Source organism: Paenibacillus vulneris (assembly GCF_039543185.1).
Lineage (GTDB): Bacteria > Bacillota > Bacilli > Paenibacillales > NBRC-103111 > Paenibacillus_S > Paenibacillus_S vulneris.
In genome coordinates, this window is record NZ_BAABJG010000047.1 from 79,438 (window position 1) to 95,317 (window position 15,880).

15 protein-coding genes are annotated in these 15,880 nt (G+C 50.0%); all 15 read right to left on the bottom strand.

Going from position 1 to position 15,880, the window contains the following annotated elements; genetic code table 11:
- Nucleotides 1-70: 70 nt before the first annotated feature.
- Complete coding sequence (locus tag ABEA66_RS31170; protein ID WP_079914228.1) at nt 71-322, bottom strand: DUF1146 family protein; 252 nt, start codon at nt 320-322, stop codon at nt 71-73.
- Between the two features lie 20 nt (nt 323-342).
- Nucleotides 343-2,877 carry a S8 family serine peptidase gene (locus ABEA66_RS31175; RefSeq protein WP_345593747.1) on the bottom strand — a complete coding sequence of 845 codons (2,535 nt, stop codon included), beginning with the start codon at nt 2,875-2,877 and terminating at the stop codon, nt 343-345.
- 257 nt (nt 2,878-3,134) lie between these two features.
- Nucleotides 3,135-4,649: an NADH-quinone oxidoreductase subunit N gene (locus tag ABEA66_RS31180; protein ID WP_345593749.1), complete on the bottom strand. Its 1,515-nt coding sequence runs from the start codon at nt 4,647-4,649 to the stop codon at nt 3,135-3,137.
- Between the two features lie 4 nt (nt 4,650-4,653).
- Nucleotides 4,654-6,273 carry a complex I subunit 4 family protein gene (locus ABEA66_RS31185; protein WP_345593751.1) on the bottom strand — a complete coding sequence of 540 codons (1,620 nt, stop codon included), beginning with the start codon at nt 6,271-6,273 and terminating at the stop codon, nt 4,654-4,656.
- Entirely contained in the window at nt 6,263-8,146 is a 1,884-nt protein-coding gene (gene nuoL, locus ABEA66_RS31190; protein WP_079914224.1) for an NADH-quinone oxidoreductase subunit L, read from the bottom strand. The genes ABEA66_RS31185 and nuoL overlap by 11 nt, the downstream gene beginning before the upstream one ends.
- A gap of 74 nt (nt 8,147-8,220) precedes the next feature.
- Entirely contained in the window at nt 8,221-8,532 is a 312-nt protein-coding gene (gene nuoK, locus ABEA66_RS31195; protein WP_079914223.1) for an NADH-quinone oxidoreductase subunit NuoK, read from the bottom strand.
- A gap of 3 nt (nt 8,533-8,535) precedes the next feature.
- On the bottom strand, nt 8,536-9,060 hold the full coding sequence (locus tag ABEA66_RS31200; protein ID WP_079914222.1) for an NADH-quinone oxidoreductase subunit J: 525 nt from the start codon (nt 9,058-9,060) through the stop codon (nt 8,536-8,538).
- Complete coding sequence (gene nuoI / locus ABEA66_RS31205) at nt 9,061-9,504, bottom strand: NADH-quinone oxidoreductase subunit NuoI (protein ID WP_079914221.1); 444 nt, start codon at nt 9,502-9,504, stop codon at nt 9,061-9,063.
- Between the two features lie 48 nt (nt 9,505-9,552).
- A complete protein-coding gene (nuoH, locus tag ABEA66_RS31210) occupies nt 9,553-10,560 on the bottom strand; it encodes an NADH-quinone oxidoreductase subunit NuoH (protein ID WP_079914220.1) in 1,008 nt (335 codons plus the stop codon).
- On the bottom strand, nt 10,560-11,660 hold the full coding sequence (locus ABEA66_RS31215) for an NADH-quinone oxidoreductase subunit D (RefSeq protein ID WP_079914219.1): 1,101 nt from the start codon (nt 11,658-11,660) through the stop codon (nt 10,560-10,562). The genes nuoH and ABEA66_RS31215 overlap by 1 nt, the downstream gene beginning before the upstream one ends.
- Before the next feature lie 6 nt (nt 11,661-11,666).
- On the bottom strand, nt 11,667-12,572 hold the full coding sequence (locus tag ABEA66_RS31220; protein ID WP_345593762.1) for an NADH-quinone oxidoreductase subunit C: 906 nt from the start codon (nt 12,570-12,572) through the stop codon (nt 11,667-11,669).
- The gene (locus ABEA66_RS31225) at nt 12,569-13,087 is read right to left on the bottom strand and encodes a NuoB/complex I 20 kDa subunit family protein (protein WP_028550962.1); all 519 of its coding nucleotides are present in this window, start codon (nt 13,085-13,087) and stop codon (nt 12,569-12,571) included. The genes ABEA66_RS31220 and ABEA66_RS31225 overlap by 4 nt, the downstream gene beginning before the upstream one ends.
- A complete protein-coding gene (locus tag ABEA66_RS31230; protein ID WP_079914217.1) occupies nt 13,072-13,437 on the bottom strand; it encodes an NADH-quinone oxidoreductase subunit A in 366 nt (121 codons plus the stop codon). The genes ABEA66_RS31225 and ABEA66_RS31230 overlap by 16 nt, the downstream gene beginning before the upstream one ends.
- A gap of 442 nt (nt 13,438-13,879) precedes the next feature.
- Complete coding sequence (locus tag ABEA66_RS31235) at nt 13,880-14,278, bottom strand: F0F1 ATP synthase subunit epsilon (protein WP_079914216.1); 399 nt, start codon at nt 14,276-14,278, stop codon at nt 13,880-13,882.
- Between the two features lie 146 nt (nt 14,279-14,424).
- Nucleotides 14,425-15,831, bottom strand: a complete 1,407-nt coding sequence (gene atpD, locus ABEA66_RS31240) for a F0F1 ATP synthase subunit beta (protein ID WP_079914215.1) — start codon at nt 15,829-15,831, stop codon at nt 14,425-14,427.
- Nucleotides 15,832-15,880 lie beyond the last annotated feature (49 nt).

The window sequence follows — 15,880 nt, forward strand, 5'->3', positions numbered from 1 at the left end:
CTCGTTATCCCTAACGCTTTCCTCGGTACAGTGCTTCTTAACGATGTTATGGAACAAACCGGGCTGCCGGTTAAAACATCCCCGACAGCCAAGTAGACCAGTTAAAATAGTCAATGAAAAACCGCGCCAATTGGTAGCCTAAACCGACGGATAAAAAAATCTGAAGCATCTTGCTCTGCATGCTTTTCGGCCTTTTCATCATTTTGTCCAGGTTCAGCTCTTGGAGCGCCCACCAGGAACAAGCGATACAAATCAAAGTAATGAAAATATTGATTATACCGTTCATTCCCATGGAGGTGTTCATTTGCTGTACATAATCCATATTTGACCCCACTTTTCATCTTAAGGCATAATTTTGGCCAGCATTGTCACGAATTCAGCCCGCGATGCTTGCTGATCCGGCTTGTAGCTTCCGTCCTCGTAGCCGTTAATCCAGCCTTCCGCCTTCATCTGCTTCAGAATGCCTACGCCCCAATAATCGTCGTCTACATCCGTGAACGGAACAGCACCGCGTTTTTTGCCCGAAATATTCATGCTTCTTGCAATCATTGCCGTCATTTCCATGCGGCTTACCGGCTGATCTGGAGCAAAGGAATTGTCCGGGTATCCGTCAATAATTCCGCTCTGCGCCGCCTTGGCTATGTCCGCATAGGCCCAGTGATTCATACTCACATCCGTATAGCTGATGCTCTTCTGCTTGGACAGCTTGAAGGCCCGGCTGATGATCGTAGTCGCCTCCGCTCTAGTAATCGGAGAATCCGGCCGGAACGTATAGTCGTCGTACCCGTTTACGATCTGCTTGCTGCCCATCTCCAAAATGTTGTCCATCGCCCAATGCCCCTGAATATCGGCATACCCGCCGATCAATGGCTTGGCTCTGACAATCAGCTGGTACACGTCGCGGTCGAACGGAGCGCTCGCCGTAAGCTTCAGGTAGTAGGTCCCTGCCGGAAGCCGTTCCTTCATCTCAATCTCTCTCGATGAATTGGTGCTGGCCATAGGCTTCATGCTTCGATCGTATAGGAAGGCATACATATTCACGCTGCGGGGAATCCCCGTCAAGCTCAAATGAACATAGCTTTCTTCATTCAGCTGGAATTGGAACCAGTCAATATCGTCCACTTTGTCGATTAGCCCGGTATACTCGGTATCCAGAGATATAGTCGTCGCCTGATACGAACGATTGTTAGGTTCATTAGGATCAATCTGCTTCGCATCATACTCTATTTGTAACGTATATTCCCCGGTAACCGGAAATGCATACTCTTTCACATTGCTGACGCGAATATAATATTTGCCCGGAAACACCTCCGGCACTACCAACACCTCTGTAACCCCGTCTCCTCCCTCATCAACGGTAGTGCCCTTTTCCCCCTGCTTCTGCACGAACAGGACCGGATCAATCCTTGCCGTATCCGTACTGAGATGGAAGGTGAGCATGCCGGATTGTTCCACGGGGAACTCAAACCAATCCTGATCGTTCATCTGATGGAAGGTTCCTTTGATCGTTTGGCTCCGTGAGGGAAGCACATAGGCCTTGTACTGCCGGTCATTATCTTCGAAAACATCACGGTAGATGTCAAACGACGTCGTCAGCTTATAAGGAATTTCAGCCTTCTGGTTCCTGTCAGCCAAGCGAAACTGTAAATAGCTGCGACCTTTGCTGACGTTCAAGGCAACAGGCTGTCCCGGAGCCGCCGTCACACTCGTAAATGTCCCTTTGGCATCCGTGTGCTGAACGGCAACCGACTGCCCTTCCTGAAGGTCAAAGGTCAGATTGACGGTCCCGTCATAAGGAGCATCCAGGTAAAACCAGTCCTGATCCGATCCGCCGGTGAAGGATGCCGAGATCATCTTACTGATGGACAGCGCCTTGGCCTGGTCCTTCCGGTTGTTCGGCTCATAGATATCGAGCAGTGGCATCTCCGTCAATGCCCGGTCGGCTCTTAGCAATCCGTACCCTGTCTGCTGATCCCAGCCCGGAGACATCGAATCGTCCGCCGTTTGGCGTAGCAGCTGACGGATTTCATATGGCTTCATATTCGGGTATTTGCTCCATACCAAAGCTGCAACCGCAGCGACTTGCGGGGCCGCCATGGAGGTCCCGTCCTTATACTCGTAAGAACCGCCCAACGCGGTCGTAAATACATCCCAAGGCGCAACAAGGTCAATCTCCGGCCCCGTATTGGACAGCTCATGCGCCGCGCCATCTGCGGTTACACCTCCGACCGCCAATACCGTTGGGTATGCGGCTGGATATTTAACACGATTTCCCTCATTTCCTGTCGCCGCGACAAGAAGGACATCCTTCTCCTCCACATAGCGTACAATATCGCTTAAATAAGTTGAATATTTATTTAAACCAAGAGACAGAACAACAATTTTAGCCCCATGATCAACCGCATAGCGGATGCCTTCTCCAAGCTTGGCTTCCCCTCCGGAGCCGTCCGACTCCAGCGCTTTAATAGGCATCACCTTGGCATCCCATAATATGCCGGAGACCCCTTTATCATTATTGGTTGTTGCTGCAACGATCCCGGCAACATTCGTCCCATGACCATTATCGTCTTGAGGCGGCAGCTTGGGATTCATCAGGTTGACTCCAGGCACCAGATTCTTTTTCAAATCCGGATGGTTCAAATCAACACCGGTATCGACAATGGCAATCGTTAGATTCGGGTTGCCCTTGGCGCTATCCCAGGCTTCGTTAATATGGATCTGCTGCAAGTAGGATTGTTTTTCTGTTAAGGGGTCATTCGCTGAGGCTGCGATGGTAACCAGCGGCTCTTTACCGAAAGCCTGTCCGGCGCATACCAGCAGCATCACGATCCCCATGATCCAATGAACGAGTTGGCGAGTCACTAGTTTACGTTGCATGTTCATGGTTCCTTCTTTTCTTTTGCTTATTGGAGTAGCTTTACTATTTCGATAAAAGTATTCGGTTTCCTGCCGTAGTTTCGGAAAACCGCTTAGCAAATGATGGAGGTTTTATGAACATCTATAGGGGAAACGGTTTTTGGTAAGAGAAAGGGTCAAAATGCAGCGTTGGGCATGCCTTATAATAGGGTTTAACCTTAAAAAAGCCCGGCTGACGCACCATCTTAAGCGTCAATCGGGCTATGACATCTAACCTGCTAGCTGAAAAAAAACAAATCCTGTGTAAGCGAGAAAATCCGATCGATCCATCCCAGCACCCACTGCGGCACAATACCGAGCAGTACACTAATTCCGGCGCATAGCCATAAGGTAATGCCGAGCGGCCACGGTACCGTGACGCTCCTCGATTCAAAATCGGTTCGCATGAACATTTGGCGGATCAGTCCGAAGTAATAGTAGAAGGAGATCACGCTTGTCACAATCATCACTGCAGCTAACCAGTAATGCTGGGTTTGCATCGCTCCCATCATAATGAACACTTTTCCGAAGAAGCCGCCCGAAATCGGCAGGCCCGCAAGCGAAAGAACCAACAGCACGGTCGCCACAGCTGTACCTGGAGCCCGGTAATACAAGCCGGCCAGTCCGCTTACGGTTTCATCGCTGGTAGATCGCTCCATGATCATCACGACAGCGAAAATACCGATATTCATAAACAGGTAAGCGATCAAGTAAAACGCAAATTCCGAAAAGTTCGAATAATGGACCATGGAAAAATGCGTTGCGATCGGAATAAGCAAATATCCTGAATTCGCAATACCGGAGTAGGCCAATAGCCGTTTTAGATTGCTCTGCCGCAGCGCGATAAAGTTCCCGAGAATCATAGCGGCCGCGGATACGACCATAAGAGATACTAAAACGTCGCCATGGAACGGAAGCTCCATTAAGGCTCCGATGGCATACACGCCGTACAACACGCGGAACAAGACAGCAAACGCGGCTGCCTTGGACACTACAGCCAAGAAAGCGGTGACTGGCGTCTGAGCTCCTTGATACACATCCGGAGCCCACATATGGAATGGAGCCGCCGCAACCTTGAAACCGAAGCCGGCCAACAGCATAAAGAAGGACACATACAGGAACGGCAGCATCGATTCGGCGTTTTGTCCTAACGCTGCGTTGATCTCCGGAATGCTGGTCGAGCCTGACATCCCGTATAAGAAGGACATTCCGTACAAGATAATGGCGGAGGAAATCCCCCCCAGCACAACATACTTGAAGGCTCCTTCATTGGAGCGCAGATCTTTTTTGCGCATGGCTACCAGAATGTAGGAGGTGATGCTGAGCAGCTCCAGACCTACATACAGAGTGATTAAGTCACCCGAAGACGACATAATCATTCCGCCCAGGGTTGCAGGTAAGAGCAGATAGTAAAACTCCCCGATATGCGGAACTTCCTCTTCCTTTAAGGAGCCGATGCTCATGAAGGTCACCAGACCCGCACCGGTTAACAAAATCAGCTTGATAATGCTGGCGAAGTCATCGATGCGATAGCTGTAATTCAACAGCTGTTTCGGCTCTGTCGGGTTCAGGTCGCCGACAACGAACAAGCCTGCGATGATGATGCTGAGCAGCGACAGCCAACCGAGGGCTTTACGATTCGTTTGCTTTGGCAGCAGAAGATCGAGCAGCGATAATACCACTGCCGCAATAACCAGAGTCAGCTCCGGTGCCAAGTATCCGAGATCGCTCCATTGGAGACGTAGTTGTTCCACCGGCCTAACCCCCTATCTTCACTACAGTTTGAATGAATTGATCGAAGCCGCTGACGGTTTGATGCAAAGGTCCGCTAAGCACCGCAGGATAGATCCCCAGGACAACGACGAAGGCTACTAAGGCCACCATAGGAATGGCTTCCATCAAGCGGGCATCCTTCATTCCGTCTCCCTGAATTCTCGGAGGACCGTAAGTAATGGCCAGAACCCCGCGCAGCACGTACACGGCGGTGAGTATGACCCCGATGGTTCCGATGACCGTGATGACTTTGGCTGTCTGGAATAAGCCTGCGAAGGCCAGAAATTCGCTGATGAACCCGGACAATCCCGGGAGACCGAGTGAAGCCATGCCGGCTACCAGCAGGATACCGGAAATGAACGGAACATTTTTGGCGAGTCCGCCCAATTGATCCAGCATAGTGGTCTGGGTTCGTTCATAAATCGCCCCTACCAGCAGGAAGAGCAGTGCAGAGATAAGACCGTGAGACACCAGCTGGAAGACCGCTCCTTCGAGTCCGATGGTGTTGAATGCGGCGATCCCGAGCAGCACGATCCCCATATGACTGATGCTGGAGTAAGCCAGAACCAGCTTGAAATCCTTTTGTACGAAAGCCAGAATAGCCCCGTATAAAATATTGATCACACCCAGAATAGCGAGTACGGTCGCCCACTGCACAGCTTGCTGCGGAAAGAGCAGAACGCCGAAGCGGATCAAGCCGTAGGCTCCCATTTTCAGCAGGATGCCGGAGTGGATCATGACGATGGAAGGCGGGGCTTCCGTATGTACCCTAAGCATCCACGTATGGAACGGAAAGATCGGAAGCTTGATCCCGAATGCAACCAAGAGCATGATGAACAGCACCCATTTCATCGTATCGCTCAAGTAGAACGGGTAATCGCTCTGATTGACATAAGAAGCTTCGCTTTGGAACAAATGGCTTGTTATGACACTGAGGTCCCCGCTGTAAAAGATCGAATTGCCGCTGTCATTGGACACCTGTCCGAACCCTGCGGTACAAATGAGAATGATGAAGGCGATAAGCATGATGGCCGAGCCAATCCCGTTGTAGATCAAAAATTTGTTCGCTGCCCTTTCGCGCTCCATATATCCCCATATCCCAATCAGGAAGAACATCGGGATCAGGGTTACCTCGAAGAAGACGAAGAACAAGAACAAATCCTGCGCCATAAACACACCGAACATTCCTGTTTCCAGCAGCAGGTAGAAGATAAAATAAGATTTCCATCTTTTCTTGATATAGACGGAAGCAAGTGCCGCCATCGTACCGATCAAAGCTGTCAGGAATACAAGAGGCAGCGATAATCCGTCCACAGCCATGATGTATTTAAACTGGAAGAAGAAGGACGTCATTTGATTCAGGCCCTGGGCCTCGTGATTGAGAGGCACTTGAATCCAGCCTAGCTCCTCCTTGAACTGCATCCCTTCGAGCTGATGATTGAAGGCGGAGTAGAGCCATGCGGATAATATAAGCGGAATCAGGGTAGTCACAATGGCGACCGTTTTGATCCACTGCCCTTTGTGGGCCGGCATGAACAGTAACACCAGCACCCCAAGCAGCGGGGAAAAAGCTATCAGGGACAAGATATGCATACTATCCGACATGGATGAACCTCCTTCCTGCGATGGCAAGGATCAGAATGAGCAGCCCCAGCAAGGTGGCGAGCCCATAGGTCTGTACCTGACCATTTTGCAGACGGGAGCCGATCCGTCCGATGCCGACCACAGAATAGCTGGCCAGCTTAACGATGCCGTCGACAACATATTCATCGAACAGATGAAGCACCAGACCAAGACCCTTCAATGGCCTTACGATAACCTGTTCATAGATTTCATCGATATAATATTTGCGGTTCAGCAAGCGGTACAGCCATGGAGCGCGGCTCGATACGGCATCGCTTGAGATCGTTTTTTTGACATAGACCAGATAGCCCAGCCCGATCCCCAACAGTCCCACAACGGTAGAAAGGATCATCACCACAGCATTGGCGCTCTCTTCCTCCGCATGCCCCGTGAGCCAAGTGCCAAGCCATGGACTGAATGGGGTAAAGACAAAGCCGGCCACGACCGCCAACACAGCCAGAACAATCAAAGGCAAGGTCATGGTTGCCGGAGATTCATGCACATGCTCCTGATGGCGCGGTTTGCCCATAAAGACCAGGAAGAACAATCTCGACATGTAAAATGCGGTGAAAAACGCTGCGATCAATCCCACCCAAAACAGGAGCTGATTATGCGTGTAGGCTTCCGCTAAGATAGCATCCTTGGACCAGAACCCGGACAACGGCGGAATTCCCGACAAAGCCAACGCTCCGATCCCGAACGTCCAAGCCGTTATCTTCATCTTGCTGCCCAGACCACCCATTTCATGGATGTCTTGAGTATGTACGGAATGAATGACACTGCCCGCTCCCAGGAAGAGCAGAGCTTTGAAGAATGCATGCGTAAATAAGTGAAAAATCCCAGCCGTATAGGCTACCGATGTTCCTATTCCGAGGGCCATCATCATATAACCGAGCTGGCTGACCGTGGAATAGGCAAGCACCCGCTTGATATCGTTTTGCGCCGTTCCGATGGTAGCTGCAAATATGGCGGTAAAGCCTCCGATACACGCCACCACAGTAAGAGCAGCCGGAGATGCTTGGAAAATGTCAAACGTGCGAGCGACCAAATATACCCCTGCCGCCACCATCGTAGCCGCATGAATGAGAGCACTGATCGGCGTCGGACCCTCCATCGCATCCGGTAGCCAGGTGTGCAGCGGAAATTGACCCGATTTCCCTATGGCCCCAACGAAGATCAGGATAGCGATCAAGGTTGCCATCCCGCCGGATATTTTGCCGCCCGTCACTGCATTATGAATGGATGTAAAGTCCAGCGAATGGTTCGGCATGGCCCAGAACAAGAGCAGAATAGCGATCAGTAAGCCCACATCGCCGATTCTCGTAACGATGAATGCCTTCTTCGCTGCAGCCCGCGCTTCCGGCTTGAAATACCAGAAGCCCACCAGGAGAAAGGAACAGACGCCTACGAGCTCCCAGAATATATACAGTTCCAGCAAGTTCTCGGAAATGACGAGTCCTAGCATGGAGAAGGTAAAGAGAGCGATGTAGGCAAAAAATACATTGATGCGTTCATCGCCTTCCATATATCCCTTCGAATATAAGTTGACCAATAGACTGACCAAGGTAACAATCACAAGCATCAAGGCATTCAAATTCGTAACCTCAAACCCCATGTTCAGGGAAAACGTTCCGAACTTGATCCACTGCAGTTTGTTCCATGTGTAGTCCTCAATCGTGCCTCCCAGCCGTTCAATGAAAATGAGCAGAGACACCACGAACGAGGCGAAGACGGCAACAATGCTGATATATGCGCCCGCGTCTTTTAATTGACGCCCTACTGCCGTTAAAATAAGGAACGCTAGCAGCGGGAACAACGGGATAAGCCAGGCATACTGCGAGTAGGCCGATATCATGAATTTATGTCCTCCTCCTACAAGTTTGCATCCGCAAACTTACTTCGAAAGCGCTGCTATACGTTGTTAGCAAGCTATCGTTTCAACGAATCCATCTCATTGACGTCCGTCGTTCCTTTGTTGCGGTACAACGCTATTAGGATGGCTATGCCTACCGCAGCCTCCGCTGCGGCTACCGTGATGTTAAACAAGGAAAAAATTTGCCCCGTCAAGCTCGGATGAACGCCCAGTTTCGAAAAAGCGACCAGGTTAATGTTGACTGCATTGAGCATCAGCTCAATGGACAGCAGTACAATGACGGCATTCTTTTTGGACAATGCTCCATACAGGCCGATACAAAATAAAATCGCCGCCAGGGTCAAGTAAGGGGTAGCCAATCCCGTCATAGTCTAGTCCTCCTCTCTCTTCGCCACTACGATGGCTCCGATAAATGCTACGGTCAAGAGAACCGACATGATCTCAAAAGGAATTACATGCTGATTGAAGATCAGCTTCCCTATCTCCAATGTGTTGTCCTCCGCCGCCTTGAATTCGCCTGCCGGAAGATTCACATTTTGGATCGCGTAGAACAGCACGCCGAACAAGGCCAGCGCCCCGATAAATAACAGCGTGTTATGAACAGGCCGCTTGGGCTCCTCTTCTTCTCCTTGGTGCTTGGTCATCATAATTCCGAAGATCATAAGAATGGAGATTGCACCGGCATAGATAAGAATTTGCACAAAGGCGACGAATTCGGCATCCAGGACGACGTAAAGCCCTGCCAAGCTGATAAACGTCAGCGCCAGAGCCACCACCATATGGACTACCTTGTTGAAGCTGATCATAAAGATGGCGCCGCCGATGGCCAGTAATGCGAATACGAAGAACGCAATATTCTCACCGCTGGATAAAAAAGCCGCGATATTACCGAACATTTACTTCGCCCCACCTTTCGGAAGCGCCGAATTATTTTCTTTCCGTACATTCACGTTGTTTTCATTCAGCCACTGCAGGTTTTTAAACAAATCGTCGCGGCTGTACGTGCTGAGCTCGAAATTATTGGTCATCACGATAGCTTCCGTTGGGCATACTTCCGTACACAAATCACACAAGATGCATATTTCAAAATTGATATCGTACGTATCGATGACCTTTCCCTTTTTCTCCGGATCCGGATTGGGCTTACCTGTTAGAGTAATGCATTCCGTCGGACAAATACGCGCGCACATATTGCAGACAATGCATTTATCAGGATCAAAATGCTGAATTCCCCTGAACCGGTCAGGCATTTCCAAAGGAACATCCGGGTACGCGTAGGTTACTTTTTTCTGGGTCATGCTTTTGAGGGTAACGCCGAGACCTTTGACTATGCCTTTCATGATTTCTCACCCTTTCCCAAGCATCATTTCTTTATAGAAGCTTACCCATCATCCGATGATGCTCATATAAATGGCTGTCACAAAAATATTGATCAAAGCAAGCGGCAGCAACACTTTCCAGCCGAGCCCCATCAGTTGATCTACCCGAATCCGGGGCAGCGTCGCCCGAATCCAGAACAGGAAGAACACGATGAAGGAGAATTTCAGCAGGAACCAGATAATGCCCGGAATGAAATCAAGGAACGGGAATGGCGCATGCCAGCCTCCCAGGAACAAGGTCGTTGTCAATCCGGCAATAGCAAACACGTACACATACTCCGCCAGCATGAAGAATGCGAACCGAAAGCCGCTATATTCCACGTGATAGCCTGCGACAAGCTCCGATTCCGCCTCCGGCAAGTCAAACGGCGTACGGTTTAACTCGGATACGCCTGCAATGACGAATACGACAAAGCCGATGATTTGGGGCAGGAAGTTCCAGTGCCAGAACCCTCCAGACTGATGCTCGGCAATCGTGTTCAGGTTCAGGCTGCCTGTCATCATAATGACCCCAATTACGGAGATAACCAGCGGTATTTCATAGCTGATCATTTGAGCAGCCGACCGCATCCCGCCGAGCAATGCGTATTTGTTGTTGGAAGCCCAGCCTCCCAGTACGATTCCGATGGTGGAGATACCGGACAAAGCAACGTAGAACAGCAATCCTACATTGAGATCGGTGCTGATCAGTTTTTCCGAGTAGGGAATGACCGCAACAACGACAAACGCAGGAATAAATGCAATGACCGGGGCCAAAATAAACAGTTCCCGTTCCGCTTTACGCGGGATGGTGTCCTCTTTAATCAGAAGCTTGAACACGTCTGCAACGCTCTGCAGAAGCCCCAGAGGGCCTACTCGGTTCGGTCCGATCCGCAGCTGCATCCATCCGATAACCTTACGTTCAAAGTATATGGCATAGGTTACGAACCCAAGGACTAATAACAGCAAAAGGACTCCCCACGCGAAGAAGATCGCAAAATTCGTCCAGTTCAGCTGCTCCTGCAATAAACCTCCCATTAACAGTCCACCTCCCCGACGACAATATCAATGCCTCCGAGTATCGTGATGAGATTCGTCATGGTTTCCCCGACCAGCAGCTTAGGTAATATTTGCAGATTCACAAAGGAGGGTCTGCGGAATTTCAAGCGATAAGGCTTATCCTTCCCTTTGGATACGATGTAGCAGCCGATTTCGCCGCGCGGCGCCTCAATCCGGGCGTATACCTCCCCTTCGGGAACGCGAAGCACCCGGGGAACCTTTCCCATAATCTCGCCCTCGGCGGGAAATTGCTCTACGGCTTGCTCAAGGATCCGCAACGACTGTCTTATCTCCTCAAACCGGATTAAGTAACGGTCGTAGCAGTCGCCTCTCTGCCCAACGGGTACATCGAATTCAAATCGATGATACAGGCTGTACGGCTGGTCCTTTCGAAGATCCCACTTCACCCCGGTACATCGCAGATTGGCCCCGCTTAAGCCGTAAGCAATAGCGGTTTCTGCATCATATTGACCGATCCCTTTAATACGGGCCAGGAAGATCTCATTGCCGCTAACGAGGTTGGTGTATTCATCAAGCTTATCACGCATGTACGGAATAAACTTGCGTACCTTCTCGATCCAGCCTTCCGGAGCATCCCATTTTACACCGCCAACACGCATGTAGTTGTAAGTCAGTCTTGCCCCGCACAGCTCGTTAAATAAATTGATAATGATTTCCCGATCCCGGAAGGCATAAAGGAAGGGACTCATCGCCCCTATATCCAATAAGTAGGTTCCCCACCACACCAGATGGCTGGCTATCCGCTGCAATTCCATGACAATTAACCGTAAAAATTCGGCCCGTTCCGGTATTTCCAGCTGCATCAGCTTCTCTACGGCATGAACAAGGACATAGTTGTTCGTCATAGCCGAGACATAGTCCATGCGGTCGGTGTAAGGAATAATCTGCGTATAGTTCAGATTCTCTGCGAGCTTCTCGGTTCCTCTGTGTAAATAACCCATTACCGGATCGGCATGAGTAATGATTTCCCCGTCAAGCTTAACCACGATCCGAAACACTCCGTGAGTACTCGGATGCTGAGGCCCTACATTTAATAACAGCTCTTCTGTTCTGATCAAGAGACTCTACACCTCCGGGTCAAGCGGTTCATAGTCTTTGCGCAGCGGATGGCCGACCCAATCGTCAGACATCATGATCCTTCTCAAGTCCGGATGTCCCGGAAAATCAATTCCTAATAAATCGTAAATTTCCCGTTCGTTCCAGTTGGCTGTTGGCCAAACAGGGGTAACCGAAGGGATGGACGGTGCTTCACGGTTCGTTTTAATTTTAATGCAAATCTCTTGCTTCGTCTCCAGCGAGAGCATGTGGTAAGCTACCTCCATATGCGTCTCCTGGTCAATTCCGGATACATTCCGCAAGTAGTTCATTTTAAAATCCTGATGATCCCGAAGCTGCTTCGCCGCATCCACCCATCGTTCATTCTGGATAACTATATACGGAAGATGTGCATCCCGTTCGTTGATAAAAGCTTCCTCTACAATATCGTCGCCGAGCTTCTCTTTGAGAAGCTTCACCCACAGGTCCAGCCTAGGCTGATTCGGGGAAGGCTCTTTAGGCGCAGCGGCTTCCGCTTCACCGTCCGGCTTCTTTGCCCGGGCACTAGCACGCGCCGCGCGAGCTTCAGCAGCCGCCTTCGCTTTAGCTTCCTTGTCCTCGTCCGCTGAAGCCGCCTTCGCCGGTGCGGCATTCTCAACCGCAGCATCGCCTGTAGCAGCAGCGGCCTTTCTCTCCGGTCTTGGGGGCCTTGCCGGAGCCGACTCCGGCTCCCCATCGCCCGGCTTCTCGTTAGAAGCCGTTTCGCTCACCGCAGCTTCCTTAGGAGCTTCGGCCGCTTCGCTCGGCTTATCCTTCGATTCCGGTTCATTGTCTGCAGGCTTTTGCTGCGGTTCTGGTGCCGATGTGTCTGCATTGGCAGATGGCTGTACTCCTTCATCAGGCTGCAGCCCATCCTTCTTTTGCTCATCGCTCATCGATTGGTCACCTGCTTACCCGTTTTTGCTTCATACCGTATCTTCTCCTGAAGCTTATTGATGCCATAGATTAAAGCGGCAGGGTTCGGAGGACACCCGGGAATATATACATCCACGGGAACGACCTGGTCAACGCCTTTTACGACTGCATAGGACTTCACGTAAGGACCGCCCGCCGTCGCACAGGAGCCCATGGCGATCACCCATTTCGGTTCCGGCATCTGCTCGTATAGACGGCGCAGCAGCGGAGCCATTTTCTTCGTTACGGTGCCGGCCACGATCATCACGTCGGATTGCCTTGGAGATGTGCGGAAGATAACCCCGAACCGGTCCAAATCGTAGTGCGATGCTCCGGTCCCCATCATTTCAATGGCGCAGCAGGCAAGACCGAAGGTCAATGGCCACAAGGAATTGCTTCGAGCCCAGGCTTTCACTTGCTCTAACGTCGTCATAAATACATTACGTTCCAGCTCTTGTCTTTCTTCCGGGGAAATTGACTCTAAATTGAAGTCCATTGCAGCACCTTCTTCTTCCAAGCGTAAATTAACCCTACAACGAGAAGCCCGACAAAGATGCACATCTCTACAAGCGCAAACAAGCCTAATTGCTTATACGCAACGGCCCATGGGTACAAAAATACAGTTTCTACATCAAAAATAACAAACATCAAGGCAAACAAGTAATAACGGATATTGAAGCGCACATGGCTCTCGCCGACGGGCTCATTTCCGCTTTCATAAGTGGTATACTTCTCCTCCACCGGCTTGTTTGGGCGTAGCAATCGTCCAACTGTAAGCGCTACAACTGGAAGTAACACTCCAAGCATGAGAAAAATGGCAACGACCACGTAATTGTTCATGTACATCGTGAACGATCCGCCTCCCACTAAAGTATTGGAAAGTATGTTTTTCTGGAGCTTGTGCAGGGCCGATTTGGCAGAAGGACATCGTCATTTCTTCTTATTTACAATGTAAGCGTAAACAAGATGAATTTCCTAAGCCATTTTTTCTAAAAGCAAATCTGACCAAGCACGCTGCTACTGTTAATTTATGCCTAAATAATTATAACAAATGCCTGTTGGGGTGTCTAATATTTCCTGAATTTCCTTTAAAGCAAAAAGTTCCTTTTTAAAAATATTCCACAGACGGCCGGTAGGGTGAGTTTCATATTCCTATATGGCGAGAAAAAAACGAGCACCCTCCAGTGCCTAAATGCTGATTCGAGCACATTATGAAGTCAAAATGTAAATTGTATATGGTAAAAAAGCGAGAGAAACTAGGTTCCTCTCGCTTGATTATGTTAACTTCTTATCTTTTACCATACACTTCAATCCGATTCAATGCTTTCTGCAAAGCCACTTCCGCGCGTTTGAAGTCGTAGTTGTCCTTGGACGCCAGACGCTTCTCGGCACGTTCTTTGGCTGCTTTAGCACGCTCAAGATCGATTTGTTCCGGCAGCTCAGCGCTTTCCGCCAGAATAACCACTTTGTCCTTGCGGACTTCCATAAAGCCGCCGTTTACCGCAATATACAATTGCTTACCGTTCTGCTTCACGGTAACCGGTGCCACTTTCAATGGAGTAACCAAAGGAATGTGATTTGGCAGAATACCAAGCTCCCCAGCTACACCCTTCACGATAATCATGTTTGCATCTTCAGCAAACACTTTACGTTCAGGAGTTACGATTTCCAGTAGGAAAGTACTCACTTGGATTCCTCCTAAGAGTTTGCTTCAGCAAACCACTTGGTCAGCAACTATCAAACTTGAGTTCGCTAGTTTGCCATTTTTGCTGCCGTGCTCTTTATAAATACCGCTGGACAAGCCGTTAAGATTGCCCAGCGATGCTTGTTAGATTACAAAGTTTTCGCTTTTGCGATCGCATCTTCGATCGTACCCACGTTGTGGAACGCCGGTTCTGGAAGATCGTCATGCTTACCATCCAGAATCTCTCTAAAGCTGCGAACTGTTTCTTTAACCGGTACGAACAGACCAGGGATACCGTTGAACGCCTCGGCCACGTGAAGCGGCTGGGACAAGAACAATTGAATCCGTCTTGCGCGTTTTACGACCAGTTTGTCTTCGTCGGACAACTCGTCCATACCGAGAATCGCGATGATATCCAGCAACTCTTTGTAACGTTGCAAGATTTTCTTAACGCCTTGAGCAACATTGTAGTGTTCTTCACCAAGAATTTCTGGAGTCAGAATACGGGAAGAGGATGCCAATGGGTCAACCGCAGGGAAGATACCCATTGCTGCAATGTTACGCTCCAGGTTTGTTGTAGCGTCCAAGTGAGCGAACGCTGTAGCCGGAGCCGGGTCCGTATAGTCATCCGCAGGAACGTAGATAGCTTGGATCGAAGTAACGGAACCTTTTTTGGTGGATGTGATACGCTCTTGCAATTGGCCCATCTCTGTAGCCAATGTAGGCTGGTAACCTACCGCAGATGGCATACGTCCCAGAAGGGCGGATACCTCGGAACCTGCTTGCGTGAAACGGAAAATGTTGTCGATCAATAGAAGAACGTCGCGGCCTTCTACATCACGGAAATATTCAGCCATTGTCAAGCCTGTCAAAGCAACGCGAAGACGCGCACCTGGCGGCTCGTTCATCTGGCCGAACACCATCGCCGTTTTGTCGATAACGCCGGACTCCTTCATTTCATGGTACAAGTCGTTACCTTCACGCGTTCTCTCACCAACACCCGCGAATACGGAGAAGCCGCCCATCTCGGATGCGATGTTGTGAATCAACTCTTGCAGTGTAACGGTTTTACCTACACCCGCACCACCGAACAGACCGATTTTACCGCCTTTTGCGTAAGGCGCGATCAAGTCGATAACTTTGATCCCTGTTTCCAGAATTTCTACTTGCGTAGACAGCTCTTCAAACGAAGGAGCGCTTCTATGGATTGGGTTCGTCACGGAGCGATCAATTTCCTCGATCCCATCGATTGGATCACCCAACACGTTAAATACGCGGCCCAAAGTAGCTGCACCAACTGGAACGCTGATAGGTGCACCAGTATCAACAGCTTCCATACCGCGAACCAAACCGTCAGTAGAAGACATCGCAACGCAGCGCACCATGTTGTCGCCCAGATGAACAGCTGCTTCAACCGTCAGGCTAATAGTTTGTTCGCCTGCTTGCTCTGCCTTTTTTTCAATTTTAATCGCATTTAAGATCTCAGGGAGGTGTCCACGATCAAACTCAATGTCGACGACCGGTCCCGTAATGTTCACAACGCGCCCTTTGCTCACTGTTTTCCCTCCTAAAAGCTCTGTCATTGGACAAAGCTGCTTGATAGCA

Excerpts from the sequence above, each read along its gene's own strand:
- nuoL (WP_079914224.1), bottom strand. The coding sequence starts at position 8,146 with ATGATATCGGCCTACTCGCAGTATGCCTGGCTTATCCCGTTGTTCCCG.
- ABEA66_RS31200 (WP_079914222.1), bottom strand. The coding sequence starts at position 9,060 with ATGTTCGGTAATATCGCGGCTTTTTTATCCAGCGGTGAGAATATTGCG.
- ABEA66_RS31230 (WP_079914217.1), bottom strand. The coding sequence starts at position 13,437 with ATGTACATGAACAATTACGTGGTCGTTGCCATTTTTCTCATGCTTGGA.
- ABEA66_RS31185 (WP_345593751.1), bottom strand. The coding sequence starts at position 6,273 with ATGTCGGATAGTATGCATATCTTGTCCCTGATAGCTTTTTCCCCGCTG.
- ABEA66_RS31170 (WP_079914228.1), bottom strand. The coding sequence starts at position 322 with ATGGATTATGTACAGCAAATGAACACCTCCATGGGAATGAACGGTATA.
- ABEA66_RS31225 (WP_028550962.1), bottom strand. The coding sequence starts at position 13,087 with ATGGACTTCAATTTAGAGTCAATTTCCCCGGAAGAAAGACAAGAGCTG.
- nuoI (WP_079914221.1), bottom strand. The coding sequence starts at position 9,504 with ATGAAAGGCATAGTCAAAGGTCTCGGCGTTACCCTCAAAAGCATGACC.
- nuoK (WP_079914223.1), bottom strand. The coding sequence starts at position 8,532 with ATGACGGGATTGGCTACCCCTTACTTGACCCTGGCGGCGATTTTATTT.
- ABEA66_RS31220 (WP_345593762.1), bottom strand. The coding sequence starts at position 12,572 with ATGAGCGATGAGCAAAAGAAGGATGGGCTGCAGCCTGATGAAGGAGTA.
- nuoH (WP_079914220.1), bottom strand. The coding sequence starts at position 10,560 with ATGGGAGGTTTATTGCAGGAGCAGCTGAACTGGACGAATTTTGCGATC.
- ABEA66_RS31175 (WP_345593747.1), bottom strand. The coding sequence starts at position 2,877 with ATGCAACGTAAACTAGTGACTCGCCAACTCGTTCATTGGATCATGGGG.